The 13,696-nt window shown below is 38.2% G+C and carries 10 protein-coding genes, 2 rRNA genes and 2 pseudogenes (1 of these 14 only partly in view); 3 read left to right on the top strand and 11 right to left on the bottom strand.

All coding sequences use genetic code 11. The features are described from left to right. The 9 genes from QN089_RS00430 to QN089_RS00390 all read right to left on the bottom strand — a co-directional run. Positions 1-279: ribosomal RNA gene (locus tag QN089_RS00430) — 23S ribosomal RNA — on the bottom strand (it extends 2,650 nt beyond the left edge of the window). 328 nt (positions 280-607) lie between these two features. Next, positions 608-2,155, bottom strand: a 16S ribosomal RNA gene (locus QN089_RS00425). Together the 16S and 23S rRNA genes form the textbook arrangement of a ribosomal RNA operon. 517 nt (positions 2,156-2,672) lie before the next feature. Further along, positions 2,673-4,169 carry a lysine--tRNA ligase gene (gene lysS / locus QN089_RS00420; RefSeq protein WP_197409925.1) on the bottom strand — a complete coding sequence of 499 codons (1,497 nt, stop codon included), beginning with the start codon at positions 4,167-4,169 and terminating at the stop codon, positions 2,673-2,675. 104 nt (positions 4,170-4,273) lie between these two features. Next, positions 4,274-4,765: a 2-amino-4-hydroxy-6-hydroxymethyldihydropteridine diphosphokinase gene (folK, locus tag QN089_RS00415; RefSeq protein ID WP_068456669.1), complete on the bottom strand. Its 492-nt coding sequence runs from the start codon at positions 4,763-4,765 to the stop codon at positions 4,274-4,276. Then, complete coding sequence (gene folB, locus QN089_RS00410) at positions 4,762-5,130, bottom strand: dihydroneopterin aldolase (RefSeq protein ID WP_068456671.1); 369 nt, start codon at positions 5,128-5,130, stop codon at positions 4,762-4,764. The genes folK and folB overlap by 4 nt, the downstream gene beginning before the upstream one ends. Before the next feature lie 11 nt (positions 5,131-5,141). After that, positions 5,142-5,972, bottom strand: coding sequence for a dihydropteroate synthase (folP, locus tag QN089_RS00405; RefSeq protein ID WP_481810421.1), 831 nt, complete (start codon positions 5,970-5,972; stop codon positions 5,142-5,144). Continuing rightward, positions 5,969-6,808, bottom strand: coding sequence for an aminodeoxychorismate lyase (gene pabC / locus QN089_RS00400; protein WP_285215698.1), 840 nt, complete (start codon positions 6,806-6,808; stop codon positions 5,969-5,971). Before pabC ends, folP begins: the two co-directional genes overlap by 4 nt. A gap of 11 nt (positions 6,809-6,819) precedes the next feature. Continuing rightward, positions 6,820-7,389: an aminodeoxychorismate/anthranilate synthase component II gene (pabA, locus tag QN089_RS00395; RefSeq protein WP_285215697.1), complete on the bottom strand. Its 570-nt coding sequence runs from the start codon at positions 7,387-7,389 to the stop codon at positions 6,820-6,822. Continuing rightward, on the bottom strand, positions 7,386-8,744 hold the full coding sequence (locus QN089_RS00390) for an anthranilate synthase component I family protein (RefSeq protein ID WP_285216397.1): 1,359 nt from the start codon (positions 8,742-8,744) through the stop codon (positions 7,386-7,388). Before QN089_RS00390 ends, pabA begins: the two co-directional genes overlap by 4 nt. A 254-nt stretch (positions 8,745-8,998) precedes the next feature. On the opposite strand from QN089_RS00390, the pseudogene QN089_RS00385 reads away from it, so the two are divergent. Both QN089_RS00385 and QN089_RS00380 read left to right on the top strand, forming a co-directional pair. After that, positions 8,999-9,936 (top strand): annotated as a pseudogene (locus QN089_RS00385) (IS1595 family transposase); the annotation flags it as partial. Between the two features lie 104 nt (positions 9,937-10,040). Continuing rightward, on the top strand, positions 10,041-10,541 hold the full coding sequence (locus QN089_RS00380; protein ID WP_285215696.1) for an amino acid oxidase: 501 nt from the start codon (positions 10,041-10,043) through the stop codon (positions 10,539-10,541). A 160-nt stretch (positions 10,542-10,701) separates the two neighbouring features. Here the strand turns inward: QN089_RS00380 and cysK are convergent, their stop codons facing one another. Together cysK and QN089_RS00370 are read right to left on the bottom strand one after the other, a co-directional pair. After that, on the bottom strand, positions 10,702-11,640 hold the full coding sequence (gene cysK, locus QN089_RS00375) for a cysteine synthase A (RefSeq protein WP_068456684.1): 939 nt from the start codon (positions 11,638-11,640) through the stop codon (positions 10,702-10,704). Positions 11,641-11,815: 175 nt separating this feature from the next. Further along, a pseudogene (locus tag QN089_RS00370) lies at positions 11,816-12,013 on the bottom strand (aldehyde dehydrogenase family protein); the annotation flags it as partial. 281 nt (positions 12,014-12,294) lie between these two features. Between QN089_RS00370 and gabR the strand changes: the two are divergent. Further along, on the top strand, positions 12,295-13,692 hold the full coding sequence (gene gabR / locus QN089_RS00365) for a MocR-like transcriptional regulator GabR (protein WP_285215695.1): 1,398 nt from the start codon (positions 12,295-12,297) through the stop codon (positions 13,690-13,692). Positions 13,693-13,696 lie beyond the last annotated feature (4 nt).

Below are 13,696 nucleotides of genomic sequence, written 5' to 3'. Positions count from 1 at the left end.
CTTGGTTTGGGCTCTTCCCGTTTCGCTCGCCGCTACTAAGGGAATCGAATTTTCTTTCTCTTCCTTCAGGTACTTAGATGTTTCAGTTCCCTGAGTCTGCCATCAAAACGCTATGAATTCACGTTAGGATACTGTTCGATTAAAAACAGTGGGTTCCCCCATTCGGAAATCTCCGGATCAAAGCTTACTTACAGCTCCCCGAAGCATATCGGTGTTAGTGCCGTCCTTCATCGGCTTCTAGTGCCAAGGCATCCGCCATGCGCCCTTAATAACTTAACCTAATTGATTCCAATCTGCTGCGTAATACTTTGTCAGCTACACTTGTTCGAATGCTCATGTACGTATGTACACTCCGCTTCTCACTGCGTTTGCTTTCGCGTCTTACTTGCATCTTGAAATAATTTTCACATAAGTTATTAAGCCTAAAAAATTAAAACTTAATAATTCAAAATCTATAAAAGAAATTTGTGTTTGTGTTACTTTCAATGTCGTTTTATCCAGTTTTCAAAGAACAAGGTTTGAAGATCATTTGCATGAGCCTTCAAAACTAAACAGCAAGTAAGATAATCTGTAGAAGACCAAAGGTCTTTTCCGTTATATTCCTTAGAAAGGAGGTGATCCAGCCGCACCTTCCGATACGGCTACCTTGTTACGACTTCACCCCAATCATCTATCCCACCTTAGGCGGCTGGCTCCTTACGGTTACCCCACCGACTTCGGGTGTTACAAACTCTCGTGGTGTGACGGGCGGTGTGTACAAGGCCCGGGAACGTATTCACCGCGGCATGCTGATCCGCGATTACTAGCGATTCCGGCTTCATGCAGGCGAGTTGCAGCCTACAATCCGAACTGAGAACGATTTTATGAGATTAGCTTACCCTCGCGAGTTTGCGACTCTTTGTATCGTCCATTGTAGCACGTGTGTAGCCCAGGTCATAAGGGGCATGATGATTTGACGTCATCCCCACCTTCCTCCGGTTTGTCACCGGCAGTCTCCTTAGAGTGCCCAACTAAATGATGGCAACTAAGAATAAGGGTTGCGCTCGTTGCGGGACTTAACCCAACATCTCACGACACGAGCTGACGACAACCATGCACCACCTGTCACCAATGTCCCCGAAGGGAAAATCCTATCTCTAGGACGGTCATTGGGATGTCAAGACCTGGTAAGGTTCTTCGCGTTGCTTCGAATTAAACCACATGCTCCACCGCTTGTGCGGGCCCCCGTCAATTCCTTTGAGTTTCAACCTTGCGGTCGTACTCCCCAGGCGGAGTGCTTAATGCGTTAGCTGCAGCACTAAGGGGCGGAAACCCCCTAACACTTAGCACTCATCGTTTACGGCGTGGACTACCAGGGTATCTAATCCTGTTTGCTCCCCACGCTTTCGCGCCTCAGTGTCAGTTACAGACCAGACAGTCGCCTTCGCCACTGGTGTTCCTCCAAATCTCTACGCATTTCACCGCTACACTTGGAATTCCACTATCCTCTTCTGCACTCAAGTTCCCCAGTTTCCAATGACCCTCCACGGTTGAGCCGTGGGCTTTCACATCAGACTTAAGAAACCACCTGCGCGCGCTTTACGCCCAATAAATCCGGACAACGCTTGCCACCTACGTATTACCGCGGCTGCTGGCACGTAGTTAGCCGTGGCTTTCTAATAAGGTACCGTCAAGGTACGTTCATTTCCTAACGTACTTGTTCTTCCCTTACAACAGAGTTTTACGATCCGAAAACCTTCATCACTCACGCGGCGTTGCTCCATCAGACTTTCGTCCATTGTGGAAGATTCCCTACTGCTGCCTCCCGTAGGAGTTTGGGCCGTGTCTCAGTCCCAATGTGGCCGATCACCCTCTCAGGTCGGCTATGCATCGTTGCCTTGGTAGGCCGTTACCCCACCAACTAGCTAATGCACCGCGGGCCCATCCTACAGTGACGCCGAAGCGCCTTTCAACTTCAAAACATGTGATTCGAAGGATTATCCGGTATTAGCCCAGGTTTCCCTGAGTTATCCCGATCTGTAGGGCAGGTTGCCCACGTGTTACTCACCCGTCCGCCGCTAAATCAGAGAAGCAAGCTTCTCGTCATTCGCTCGACTTGCATGTATTAGGCACGCCGCCAGCGTTCGTCCTGAGCCAGGATCAAACTCTCCATAAAAGTAGTTTGAAAGCTCATTTGCTTTGCTAGCGTTATCTTTTGATAACAATTGCTTATTCACTTAATGTGATAAGACTTGTTTGTGATTATCTTCTTGCTTGTTTAGTTTTCAAGGTTCATTCACTAAGTTGCCTTAGCGACTTTATTATTATAACACGATATTTTATCTTGTCAAGAACTTTTTAAAATTCTTTTTTTCAAGATATTTTCTCAGTCACTCGTTAGCGACTTAGTTATTATATCAAGTTGTTTATTTATAGTCAAGAACTTTTTTAGAAAAGTTTTATTTGTTTTTCTCGTCAGCTCTTAACGACTTAATTAGTATATCACTATACTTTAAATATTGCAAGCACCTTTTTTAAAAAAGATTATTTACATTATTTGATGTAATTACTTCTTCGTAACAACATGTTTTATATTGTATATCTTCTCTTTTTAAATTACAAGTAGTAAATGTACGGGATATAAAAAAGGTATCGATTCAAGATCGATACCTTTTAATATTATATAGAAATAATTAATCGCGTTGACGCATTAATGGGAATAATAATACATCACGAATTGATTGAGAGTTTGTTAATAACATAATTAGACGGTCAATACCAATACCTAAACCACCTGTTGGAGCCATACCATACTCTAAAGCTTCTAAGAAGTCTTCGTCCATCTCATGTGCTTCATCATTTCCTTGTTCCTTCTCAACCATTTGAGATTCAAAACGCTCGCGTTGATCGATTGGATCATTTAACTCTGTGAACGCATTTGCATGCTCACGACGTACGATGAATAACTCAAAACGATCTGTGAAACGAGGATCTTCTGGATTTTTCTTCGCTAATGGTGAGATTTCAACTGGGTGACCGTATACAAATGTAGGTTGAACTAATGATTCTTCAATTTTTTGTTCGAAGAATTCATTAATGATATGTCCTACTTCCATTGTATCTTTGATTTCTACATGGTGTTCTTTTGCTAGAGCTTGTGCTTCTTCTTTCGTCATTTCTTTCCAGAAGTCTACACCTGTTGCTTCTTTAACAGCATCTACCATGTGCATACGTTTCCAGCCTTTAGATAAATCAATTACATCTTCACCGTACTGAACTTGTGTTGTACCAAGAACTTCTTGTGCTACGTGAACGAATAAGTCTTCAGTTAAATTCATGATATCTTCGTAATCGGCATATGCTTCATATAACTCTAATAATGTAAATTCAGGGTTATGACGAGTTGATACACCTTCATTACGGAATACGCGACCGATTTCATATACTTTCTCTAATCCACCTACGATTAAACGTTTTAAGTAAAGCTCAATCGCAATACGCATATACATTTGTGCATCTAATGCATTATGGTGTGTAACGAATGGGCGTGCTGCTGCTCCACCTGCTACAGAGTTTAGCATTGGTGTTTCTACTTCTAAGTAACCTTTGTTATCTAAGAAGTTACGGATTGAACGAATGATTTGGCTACGTGTAATGAATGCTTTTTTGCTTTCATCATTTGTCATTAGATCTAAGTAACGTTGACGGTAACGTTGTTCAACGTCTTGTAAACCATGGAATTTTTCAGGCATTGGACGTAATGACTTTGTTAAGAAAGTGAACTCTAATGCTTTGATTGTTAATTCACCCACGTTTGTTTTAAAGAGCGTTCCTTTAATCCCAACAATGTCACCTAAGTCTGCACGTTTAAAGATTTCATAAGCTTCTTCACCAATCGCATCTTTACGTACATAAATTTGAATTTGGCCACCTAAATCTTGAATGTTTGCGAAGCCTACTTTACCTTTACTACGCTTCGTCATAATACGACCAGCTACAACTACCTCTACTGCTTCTCTTTCTTCTAACTCTTCTTTTGAAACAGCTTCAAATTGTTCATGTAATTCATTTGTTAAGTGCGTTCTTTCAAAGCGTTGACCGAATGGATCTAAGCCAGCTTCTCTGATTGAATCCATCTTTTGGCGTCTCACCAAAACTTGGTCATTTAATTCTTCTGACACATCTTTCACTCCTTATAATTGTTCCGCTCATAGCAGTCCATAATGTATTTATTGTACACAATTTTAGCATACAATTCATGCCTTTCCTCTCATTTTCTTTTGATTGAAAGTGCCTATGTCCATTTTTCAAACAATCGTACACCATCATGTCCATTCTCAGAAAGGAGTTCTTCTGCACTTTTTCGTTGTACAGGATGTATAACTTCTGCGTTCAGTTCAACCAATGGAACTAATACGAAAGCTCGCTCATGCATTCGTGGGTGCGGCACAGTCAGTATGGGTGTATCGATTACTTCATCACCATATAATATAATATCTAAATCCATCGTACGTGGGCCCCAACGCACTACTCTTACGCGCTTCAATTCTTGTTCAATTGATTGGCAGACAGTTAGTAATTCTTCTCCTGTTAGCTCAGTCTCTACTTCCGCTACAATATTCATAAATACATCCTGATCTTCATATCCAACAGGATCCGTATCATATATAGAAGAAACTCGAATAACTTGGATGTGTTCATGTGCTTGTAAAAGTTCAACTGCTTGCTTTAGAGACGCTACTTTATCCCCCATATTCGAACCTAATGAGATATAAGCGCGCGTCATATTCCCTCACCTCGTGTAATTTCAACAGCCACTTCACGATAATGCCCTGGAATTGGTGGGTCTGGTTTAATCACTTCGACTTGCACGCCTTTTACTTGATTCGTAAATGTACTTAAAATTGTTTGTGCAATTTTCTCTGCTACAGCCTCAATTAGTTTGTATGGTTTGCCTTCTACAATTTCTTTTGTTAACTCATATACTTCTGCATAACTCACTGTTTTGTTTAAATCATCTGTTTGACCTGCTTCTTTTAAATCCACAGCTAATTTTAATGTCACTCGGAAACGTTGTCCTAATGTTGTTTCTGCTTCTAATACACCATGATAGCCATAAAACTCTACATCTCTTAAATGAATATAATCCAATTCTCTCTCTCCTATCGTAAAGCGTCCATTGTTTTCATCATACGGGCAATCGGCTTCACATCATGTACACGTACCATATGACAGCCCTTATCTACACCGTAACAACAGCTTGCACCCGTTCCTTCCATGCGTTCCTCTACCGGTAAATCTAAAATATGACCAATCATGCGCTTTCTTGAAGTCGCAAGTAGTACAGGATAACCATAATCAACAAGTTCAGCTAAATGACGCATCATCTCAATATTTTGCTCATGTGTTTTTCCAAAACCAATACCCGGGTCGAGCCAAATGTTTTCATGTGGAACTCCTGCTTCCAAAGCAACTCGAATACTTTCTTCTAAATCTTCACGTACTGCTTGGAAAAAAGCATCCCCTACATATTCTTCTTGTCGGTTATGCATCAGAATAATCGGCGCATCCCACTTAGCTGCTACCTTCGCAATATTCGGATCATGCTTCGCTCCCCAGATATCATTCACAATATGTGCTCCTGCTTCTAAAGCCGCCTCTGCTACTTCTGATTTGAATGTGTCAATCGAAATCAAGACATCTAATTCTTCTCGAATGGCACGAATAACAGGCACAACACGTTGAATCTCCTCTTCAATTGATACAACAGGTGTATAACCTGGTCGTGTTGATTCACCGCCAATGTCGATAATCTTAGCGCCATCTGCTACCATCTCTTTTGCATGAGCAACTGCACGTTCTACCGAATTAAATTGCCCACCATCTGAAAATGAATCTGGTGTCACATTTAAAATACCCATCACATATGTTTCTTTTCCAAAATATAATGTATGGTTCCCGATTGGCTTTTCTTTATAATGTTCTAACATCATAGACGTAATCCCTCAATTCTCTTTTGATAAGCTTCGTATAATTGTTGATACACTTCACCATCACAACCTTTAAATTCCTTCGCACCCAACTTTCGTATCGCTACAATTTCTTGAATAGAAGTCGTTACAAAACATTCATCTGCTTGTTCTACCTCTTCTTTTTGATAGAGACCTTCAATTAAAGGAATTTCCAAGCTACGCGCTATTTCCATTACAAATTGTCTTGTAATCCCGTTTAAAATACCCGTTTCCAAAGAAGGTGTATAGATTCGACCATTGGTTACCCAAAAGATATTTGATGTAATCCCTTCCGCTACATTGCCCTGTTCTGTCACATAAAAACCTTCTAAATCTTTTAATGAAGGTACTTCTTGGCGCGCTAAAATATTATTGGCGTAGTGATGTGATTTAAAGCGCATTGCCTGTTCTGGTTGACTTCTGATTGTATCAAGCCAAACAGCCGACTTTTCTCGGCAAACAGGTGGTAGTTCCTTACGAAAAATGATAACTGTTGGATTTTCATATGTTCTCGCTTGTAATCCAAGTCCTTCATCTCCAGCAGAGACATTCAAACGAAAATAACCGTCTTCACCGTTCGATTTAGCTGTTAACTCTCGAATGACTTCTTTTAATTCCACATCTGTATAAGGTAATTGAATGCGATACGTAGCAAGTGCTGCTCTCATACGCTGCATATGCTCTGCGAATAGGAATGGTTCTCCATTATATGTACGAAACGTCTCAAAAAAACCAAGCCCGTATAAATAACCATGATCAAAAGGTGAAATACGTAAATCTTCTGCTCGTACAAATTCACCATCTTTAAAGCACCACATACACTTTCCTCCTAGCAATATGTTTTAATGAAGTTTTCTAATAACATAAGCCCTTTTTCAGTCATAATCGATTCAGGATGGAACTGGACACCTTCTACAGCATATTCTTTATGACGTAATCCCATAATTTCGCCTTCCTCTGTCCAAGATGTAACTTCTAAACAGTTAGGTAATGTTTTTGGGTCAACAATTAAAGAATGATAACGTGTAGCGATATATGGGTTCGGCATATTCTGGTTCATCCCTTTGTTCTCATGATAGACAGGTGACGTTTTGCCATGCATAAGACGTTCGGCACGAATGACATCTCCACCGAAGACTTGCGCAATTGATTGGTGTCCTAAACACACACCCAAAATAGGAATTTCCCCTGCAAAATGCTGGATGATTTTTAAACTCATGCCTGCTTCATTCGGTGAACATGGTCCTGGAGAGATGACAATCATTTTGGGATTCCATTCTTCAATTTCAGCAATGCTTACTTCATCATTTCGTTTTACAAACAATTCCTCGCCTAATTCACCAAAATATTGCACGATATTGTAGATAAATGAATCGTAGTTATCAATCATTAAAATCATTTCGTCAACTCCTCCACCATCTGAACTGCTTGCCACATTGATTTTGCTTTATTCAGCGATTCTTCATATTCTTTTTCTGGAATCGAATCAATAACAATCCCTGCTCCTGCTTGAATATGAACACGCTCATCTTGAATGAAAGCTGTTCGAATCACAATATTGAAATCTAAATCGCCATTATATCCCATCCAACCGATTGATCCTGTATAAATACCGCGTCGAACAGGCTCCAGTTCTTCAATAATTTCCATCGTACGAATTTTCGGGGCACCTGTAATTGTACCGCCTGGGAACATCGCACGTACTACATCGGCATTCGATTTAGAAGGATCTAATTCACTTCGAACATTAGATACGATATGCTGCACATGTGAATACTTCTCGATAACCATAAATTCATCGACATGAACAGTACCGTAAGCTGATACTTTTCCTAAATCATTGCGTTCTAAGTCAACTAACATAACATGTTCTGCACGTTCTTTTGGATGTTCTATTAGTTCATTTGCAAGTGCTAAATCTTCCGCATCATTTGCACCACGTGGACGCGTTCCTGCAATCGGACGTGTTGAGAGAGCTGTTCCTTCTTTTTTCACAAGTAATTCTGGTGAGCCTGATACAATCGCAAAATCTGGTGATTGAATGAATGCCATGTATGGTGAAGGATTAAATGTACGAAGCGCCTCATATAAAACAATCGCATCTGTTGTGAATTCTTTCGACTGACGCACAGATAAGTTCACTTGGAATACATCACCTTGTGCAATATATTCTTGAATCTTTCGTACAGCTTGTTCGAACTGTTCCCCTGTCATCGATACATCTCGCGGCTCCATCTGATGTTGCACACTTAATGTATCTGCAGAAAAGATTCGTTCAGAACCTTCTACTTCCCATTCTTCTTGCCACTTTTCTAAATCTACTTTACTTGTTGAAGTCTTCATCAATGTCACATTTTGATTTGCTTCATCATATACTGCCCAAGCATCCACTAAATACATATACTGATCTGGTAATCGTACATCTGCTTCTGCTGTTTCAGCTAATTTTTCAATTTTACGCGTGTAGTCATATGAAACTGTCCCTATTACACCACCTGTAAAAAATTCACTATTCGATGTCACTGCATATTCTTTTGTTAGTTCTTCTATTAAATGAAGTGATTCCCCCACACGTTCTTCTACTGAACCATCTCGCCACTCAATACGAATACCATTATCTTGTGATGAAATAATTGCTAGTGGATTCCAAGCAGCAATCGACTGCTTTCCCCCTCGTCCACTCTCTAATAAAATATGATGTGCTTCTTGCTGTATCTGTCGTTTATAGCGATAAAAAAATGCGTCCTTCGTCATCGGAAACGCATCTGTTTGAAAAAGCTGATTCGTCAAAGTAATTCCCCCACTGTATGTATTTTCACTGTTGTCCCTAGTATATGAAATGTTGGAAGTTTTCGCAAAAGTGACTACATTTTAAACACAAGGCTCTGTTTAATTAAGTTGTTGATATTTGACTATTACGAACATTCATTCTAAAACACTGTTAAGAATATCTGTTCGGAGGGGCGAAGTTATGAAGGTAGTTGAGATTATTAATGCTCCTTCACGGTACTCGACCTGTTTTTCAAGAAGTAAGTGAAACGAAAGCAAAGAATGGGCTGTGTTGTGTTCATAGTACTGCTTCAAATGTTGTTCGTTTTGGGACATTTGAAGTGAAAAATGGGTTAAAAACGGTAAAGCGTCAACGATATCGTTGTAAAAACTGTCAAAAAACATTTACAGAATCAACTGCTACGCCTATTTATCGAACAAGAAAATCAAATCGTTGGTTAGAATTTATCGAATGTATGTTAAGTGGATTAAGCCTTCATGAATCCGCTAAAAAGATGAAGGGAATTTCACATACTACGTTATTTTTTGGCGACATAAAATCCTTTCTGCCTTATCACAAATTAAAATCAATTCATTCGAAGAAATTGTTGAAATGGACGAAACTTACTTCTTATACTCTGAAAAAGGAAAGCGTAAAATCGCAGGAAGAAAACCTCGCAAACGGGGTGGTAAATCTCAATTTAAAGGGATTAGTCACGAACAAGTATGTGTATTAGTGGCTCGTGACCGAACAAAAAATACTTTTGTTGGGTTACTTGGTCGTGGTCGTATAACGAAAAAACAATTAGATAAAGCGATTGGTGATAAATTGAATTCTTCAACCGTACTATGCACCGATGCTTGGCGAGCGTTTAAAACGTATGCAAATGATAAAGGATTTACACACTATCGTTTTAAAACAGGTGCAGAATGAACTAAGGGGATTTTTCATATACAAAATGTAAACAATTTTCATCAACGCTTAAAACAATGGATAATACGTTTTAAAGGAGTTGCTACAAAATATTTGCAACAGTATTTGGCATGGTTTAATTTCTTGGATACACTTTCGTTTGATTCTAATGAACGTAGTATTCGTGCATTTGCGGTGGAAAGTTGCTTATACCCAATAAACAAAACAAACGCAACGATACTATTAAGAAAAATGATAGCATAAAAATGTTTTGGGAATATTTGTAGAACGATACTGTATAATGAATGAAAAACAAGTAGCCTTAGCTATAAAAGAACAGGATTACGAAAAAAGAAGGAGGGATAAATTTGAGAAAAATTTTATTAATAATAAGTTTGTTATTATTAGTTGCGTGTTCAAATGATGAAGTTAAATATGATGGAGTACCTTTAAAAATTGCTGTGGTTGGTGATATTCCTGAATTGAATAACGAAAAAATTCAATTCGAACAAATTCTATTAGATGAATTTAGTGAAGATACATTGCGTATTTCAACAAATTTTGATGCGGTTATGATAACACCAGTGATGTTTGAAGAAGCATCAGATGATAGATTTATTAAAGTTTATGATCATTCTAAAATGCCTATTATTTTTTTCGATTCAACAAAACGTCATTTTCCATTTACAAGAGAAGGGATTACCTTTAAAACGGCTCATTGGGAATCATTAAATAATGGTTCGCATACGACAATTTATTTATCTGATATTGATGCAAATAGAGAAGATGCTTGGTATTTCTATTTGAAAGATGAAAAAGAGTTGGATATCCTTTACAAAGAGATTTTTCAAAAGATTGAAACGTTATAAAGGGTAGATTTTTATGTATTTGCCACTCGCAAACCAGCGTATTCGAAATTTCCCGAATACGCTTTTAATTTGAAGAAAAACAACAATCAAGTTAAACAGAGCCAAACACAAAAAAGGAATTGCGCCAAAGCACAATTCCTCTTATTCAATCATCTATTGATTAGTCATCAAAGTGATAAAGTGGTGTTGATAGGTAACGTTCTCCGTTTGAAGCAAGAACTGCTAGTACGTTTTTGCCTTTTCCAAGACGTTTTGCTGTTTCAAGTGCTGCATAGACAGCTGCTCCAGAAGAAATACCACCTAGAATACCTTCTTCTTTTGCTACTTTACGTGCTGTATCAAATGCTGCTTCATTTTCTACTGGGAAAACAGAGCCATATACTTCTGTGTTTAATACTTTTGGTACGAAACCAGCACCAATACCTTGGATTTTATGTGGACCTGGTTTTCCACCTTCTAATACAGGTGAATCTTTTGGTTCTACAGCGATTACTTCTAGTTCAGGGAATTTTGCTTTTAATACTTCACCTGCACCTGTAATTGTACCGCCTGTACCAACACCTGCGATGAACGCATCCAATGTTAAACCAGCTTGTTCGAATGCATCAACGATTTCTGGACCTGTTGTTTCGCGGTGAACAACAGCATTTACAGGGTTTTCGAATTGTTGCGGTAAGAACCAGCCATTTTCTTTTGCAAGTTCTTCTGCTTTTGCAATAGCGCCTTTCATACCTTCTGCACCTGGTGTTAAGATTAATTCTGCACCATATGCACGTAATAAGTTACGACGTTCCATTGACATTGTATCTGGCATTACGATGACTGATTTATAACCTTTTGCAGCAGCAATCATCGCTAAACCGATTCCTGTATTACCTGAAGTTGGCTCAATTAATGTGCTACCTTCTTTTAAAATACCGTCTTTTTCAGCTTGTTCTACCATACCTAAAGCTAGACGATCTTTTACAGAACTTCCTGGGTTCATATATTCTAATTTCACATATACGTTTGCGTCATTTGGTCCTGTTAAGTTATTTAATTTAACGATTGGTGTATTACCTACTAAATCTGTTACTGATTGTACAATTTGATTTGTCATGCAATCCCACTCCTAATCCCTAGTAAATTTGTATGTTTTATTAATTTAATAATACGCGCGCATTTTATGAATGTCAATCAAAAGATACCCTAAAATGTGACAAAAAATGTATTTTTCTAAATTTTCGTAAAAAAAAGAGCCACTCCTTATTATGAAGCGACTCCCTTTCTTTTATTTAATTCGTTGGGAACCAACCATTTGGCTCTACATTTAAACGAATATTAATCTGTTTTACTTCTTGGAATTCTTCCAAACTGTATTTACCTAAACTACGACCAATACCCGATTGTTTATATCCACCCCATGGCGCTTCCACATATGTTGGGTGATAATCATTCACCCATGTGATACCTGCACGTACCTTTTTAATAAGAAGTCCCTCCTTCATGTTCTTTAATTGATCAAGAATGATTGATTTACTTATGGATATCCATTTTTCAGGTACACTCCATACGTTTTCAGAAAAGTAAGAATATGTTACACTTATTCTGAGAGTTTTCAGCGCGATTAAAATATACATATTTTTACACATATAAATTATTCTCGCTTATTCAATTTTACGCTACAAACATTCTTAATTTTCTAACTTATTAAAAGTATGCCAATTTATAGAAAAAAAGAAAAGAACCACTTTTCAAAAAGGAGTTGTGACATATGATGCTAAAAGATAAAAAATATAAATATCAACTTGTATATGAACGCATCAAAGAACAAATTTTAGCTGGGAATTATCAACCTCATGAGAAATTATTATCTAAAAGAAAAATTTCCGAGCAATTCAACGTGAGTATTAACTCCGTCATTGTCGCACTCGATCAACTTATTGTAGAAGGGTATGTTTATAGTTTAGAAAGAAAAGGATATTTTGTAGAGGACATTACAAGGTATGATTTAGATGATCAAGAATGGAGTGGGCTACCAGCTGAATTAAAAGAGCAGCCGATTGAACGCCCTTACCAGACTTCATTTTCACATATGGCTTCGAATATGAGCCTGTTTCCTTATAACGAATGGTTAAAGTGTGAGCAAAAAGCGATTCAGCAATTCAATAATGAGCTATCTCACTTATCTCACCAGCAAGGACCTTACATTGTGCGTCAGACTTTAGCACAACATTTGAACTTTAAACGAGGTGTACGTTGTGAGCCAGAGCAAGTAGTGCTTCATTCTTCTAGTCAGGCTTTAATGAGCCAACTACTCGAATTATTTGATGATGCACCGCATACCATCGCATTAGAAAATCCAGGTTACGCACGTTATAAAGCGTTAATTGAAGATTATGGATGGGATGTATTAACGGTACCTCTTGATGAAAAGGGGTTTGATGTAGAACGACTTCAAAATCAAGATGTCCAACTCGTATGTGTCACACCTGCACATCAATTTCCTATGGGGATGATTATGCCGATCTCTAGAAGATTTGAATTATTAAACTGGGTCAACGTTCCGCAAGAGCGTTATATTATTGAAGATGATTATGATAGTGAATATAAATATGAAACAGCGCATATTCCCTCGCTACAAAGTTTGGATCGTAGTCAACGTACTATCTACATGGGTACATTCTCCAAAACATTGTTTCCTGGTATTCGTATTAGTTATATGGTACTGCCACCTAACCTTTTAAAAAAGTATAAAGAAAAATTCAATCATTTAATTCCATCTTGTAACACATTAAACTTATATACTTTACATTTTTTTATGAAAGATGGTTATTACCAAAAACACTTATCAACCATGACTGAACACTTTGAAGAAGTACGCAAATGTTTAATTCATACACTAGAAGAGGCTTTTGACGAGGACTTAAATATTATCGATGTGCCAGCTGGACTACATTTTATTATTCATTACAATACAGAAAGATCTTATGCAGAGATTTTAGAATGTGCTAAAAATGAAAGTCTTGAAATTTTTAGTTTAGAACGCTTTTACCTTATACCTGTAGAGGATGAGGATGATGGGCGTTATTTTATTCTAGGGTTTGCTAGCTTACAATTGCATGAAATCCCCTATGCAGTGAAAAAATTAAAAAATATTTTAAATCGTTAAATGA

This window comes from Kurthia sp. YJT4 (genome assembly GCF_030219945.1).
Taxonomy (GTDB): Bacteria; Bacillota; Bacilli; order Bacillales_A; family Planococcaceae; genus Kurthia; species Kurthia gibsonii.
The sequence above is the reverse complement of the archived record's forward strand: the minus strand, read 5'-3'. Positions and strand labels throughout refer to the sequence as shown.

Bases quoted from the DNA above. Each gene is read 5' to 3' on its own strand.
- folK (WP_068456669.1), bottom strand. From the start codon at position 4,765: ATGACGCGCGCTTATATCTCATTAGGTTCGAATATGGGGGATAAAGTA.
- folP (WP_481810421.1), bottom strand. From the start codon at position 5,972: ATGATGTTAGAACATTATAAAGAAAAGCCAATCGGGAACCATACATTA.
- pabC (WP_285215698.1), bottom strand. From the start codon at position 6,808: ATGTGGTGCTTTAAAGATGGTGAATTTGTACGAGCAGAAGATTTACGT.
- pabA (WP_285215697.1), bottom strand. From the start codon at position 7,389: ATGATTTTAATGATTGATAACTACGATTCATTTATCTACAATATCGTG.
- QN089_RS00390 (WP_285216397.1), bottom strand. From the start codon at position 8,744: ATGACGAAGGACGCATTTTTTTATCGCTATAAACGACAGATACAGCAA.
- cysK (WP_068456684.1), bottom strand. From the start codon at position 11,640: ATGACAAATCAAATTGTACAATCAGTAACAGATTTAGTAGGTAATACA.
- gabR (WP_285215695.1), top strand. From the start codon at position 12,295: ATGATGCTAAAAGATAAAAAATATAAATATCAACTTGTATATGAACGC.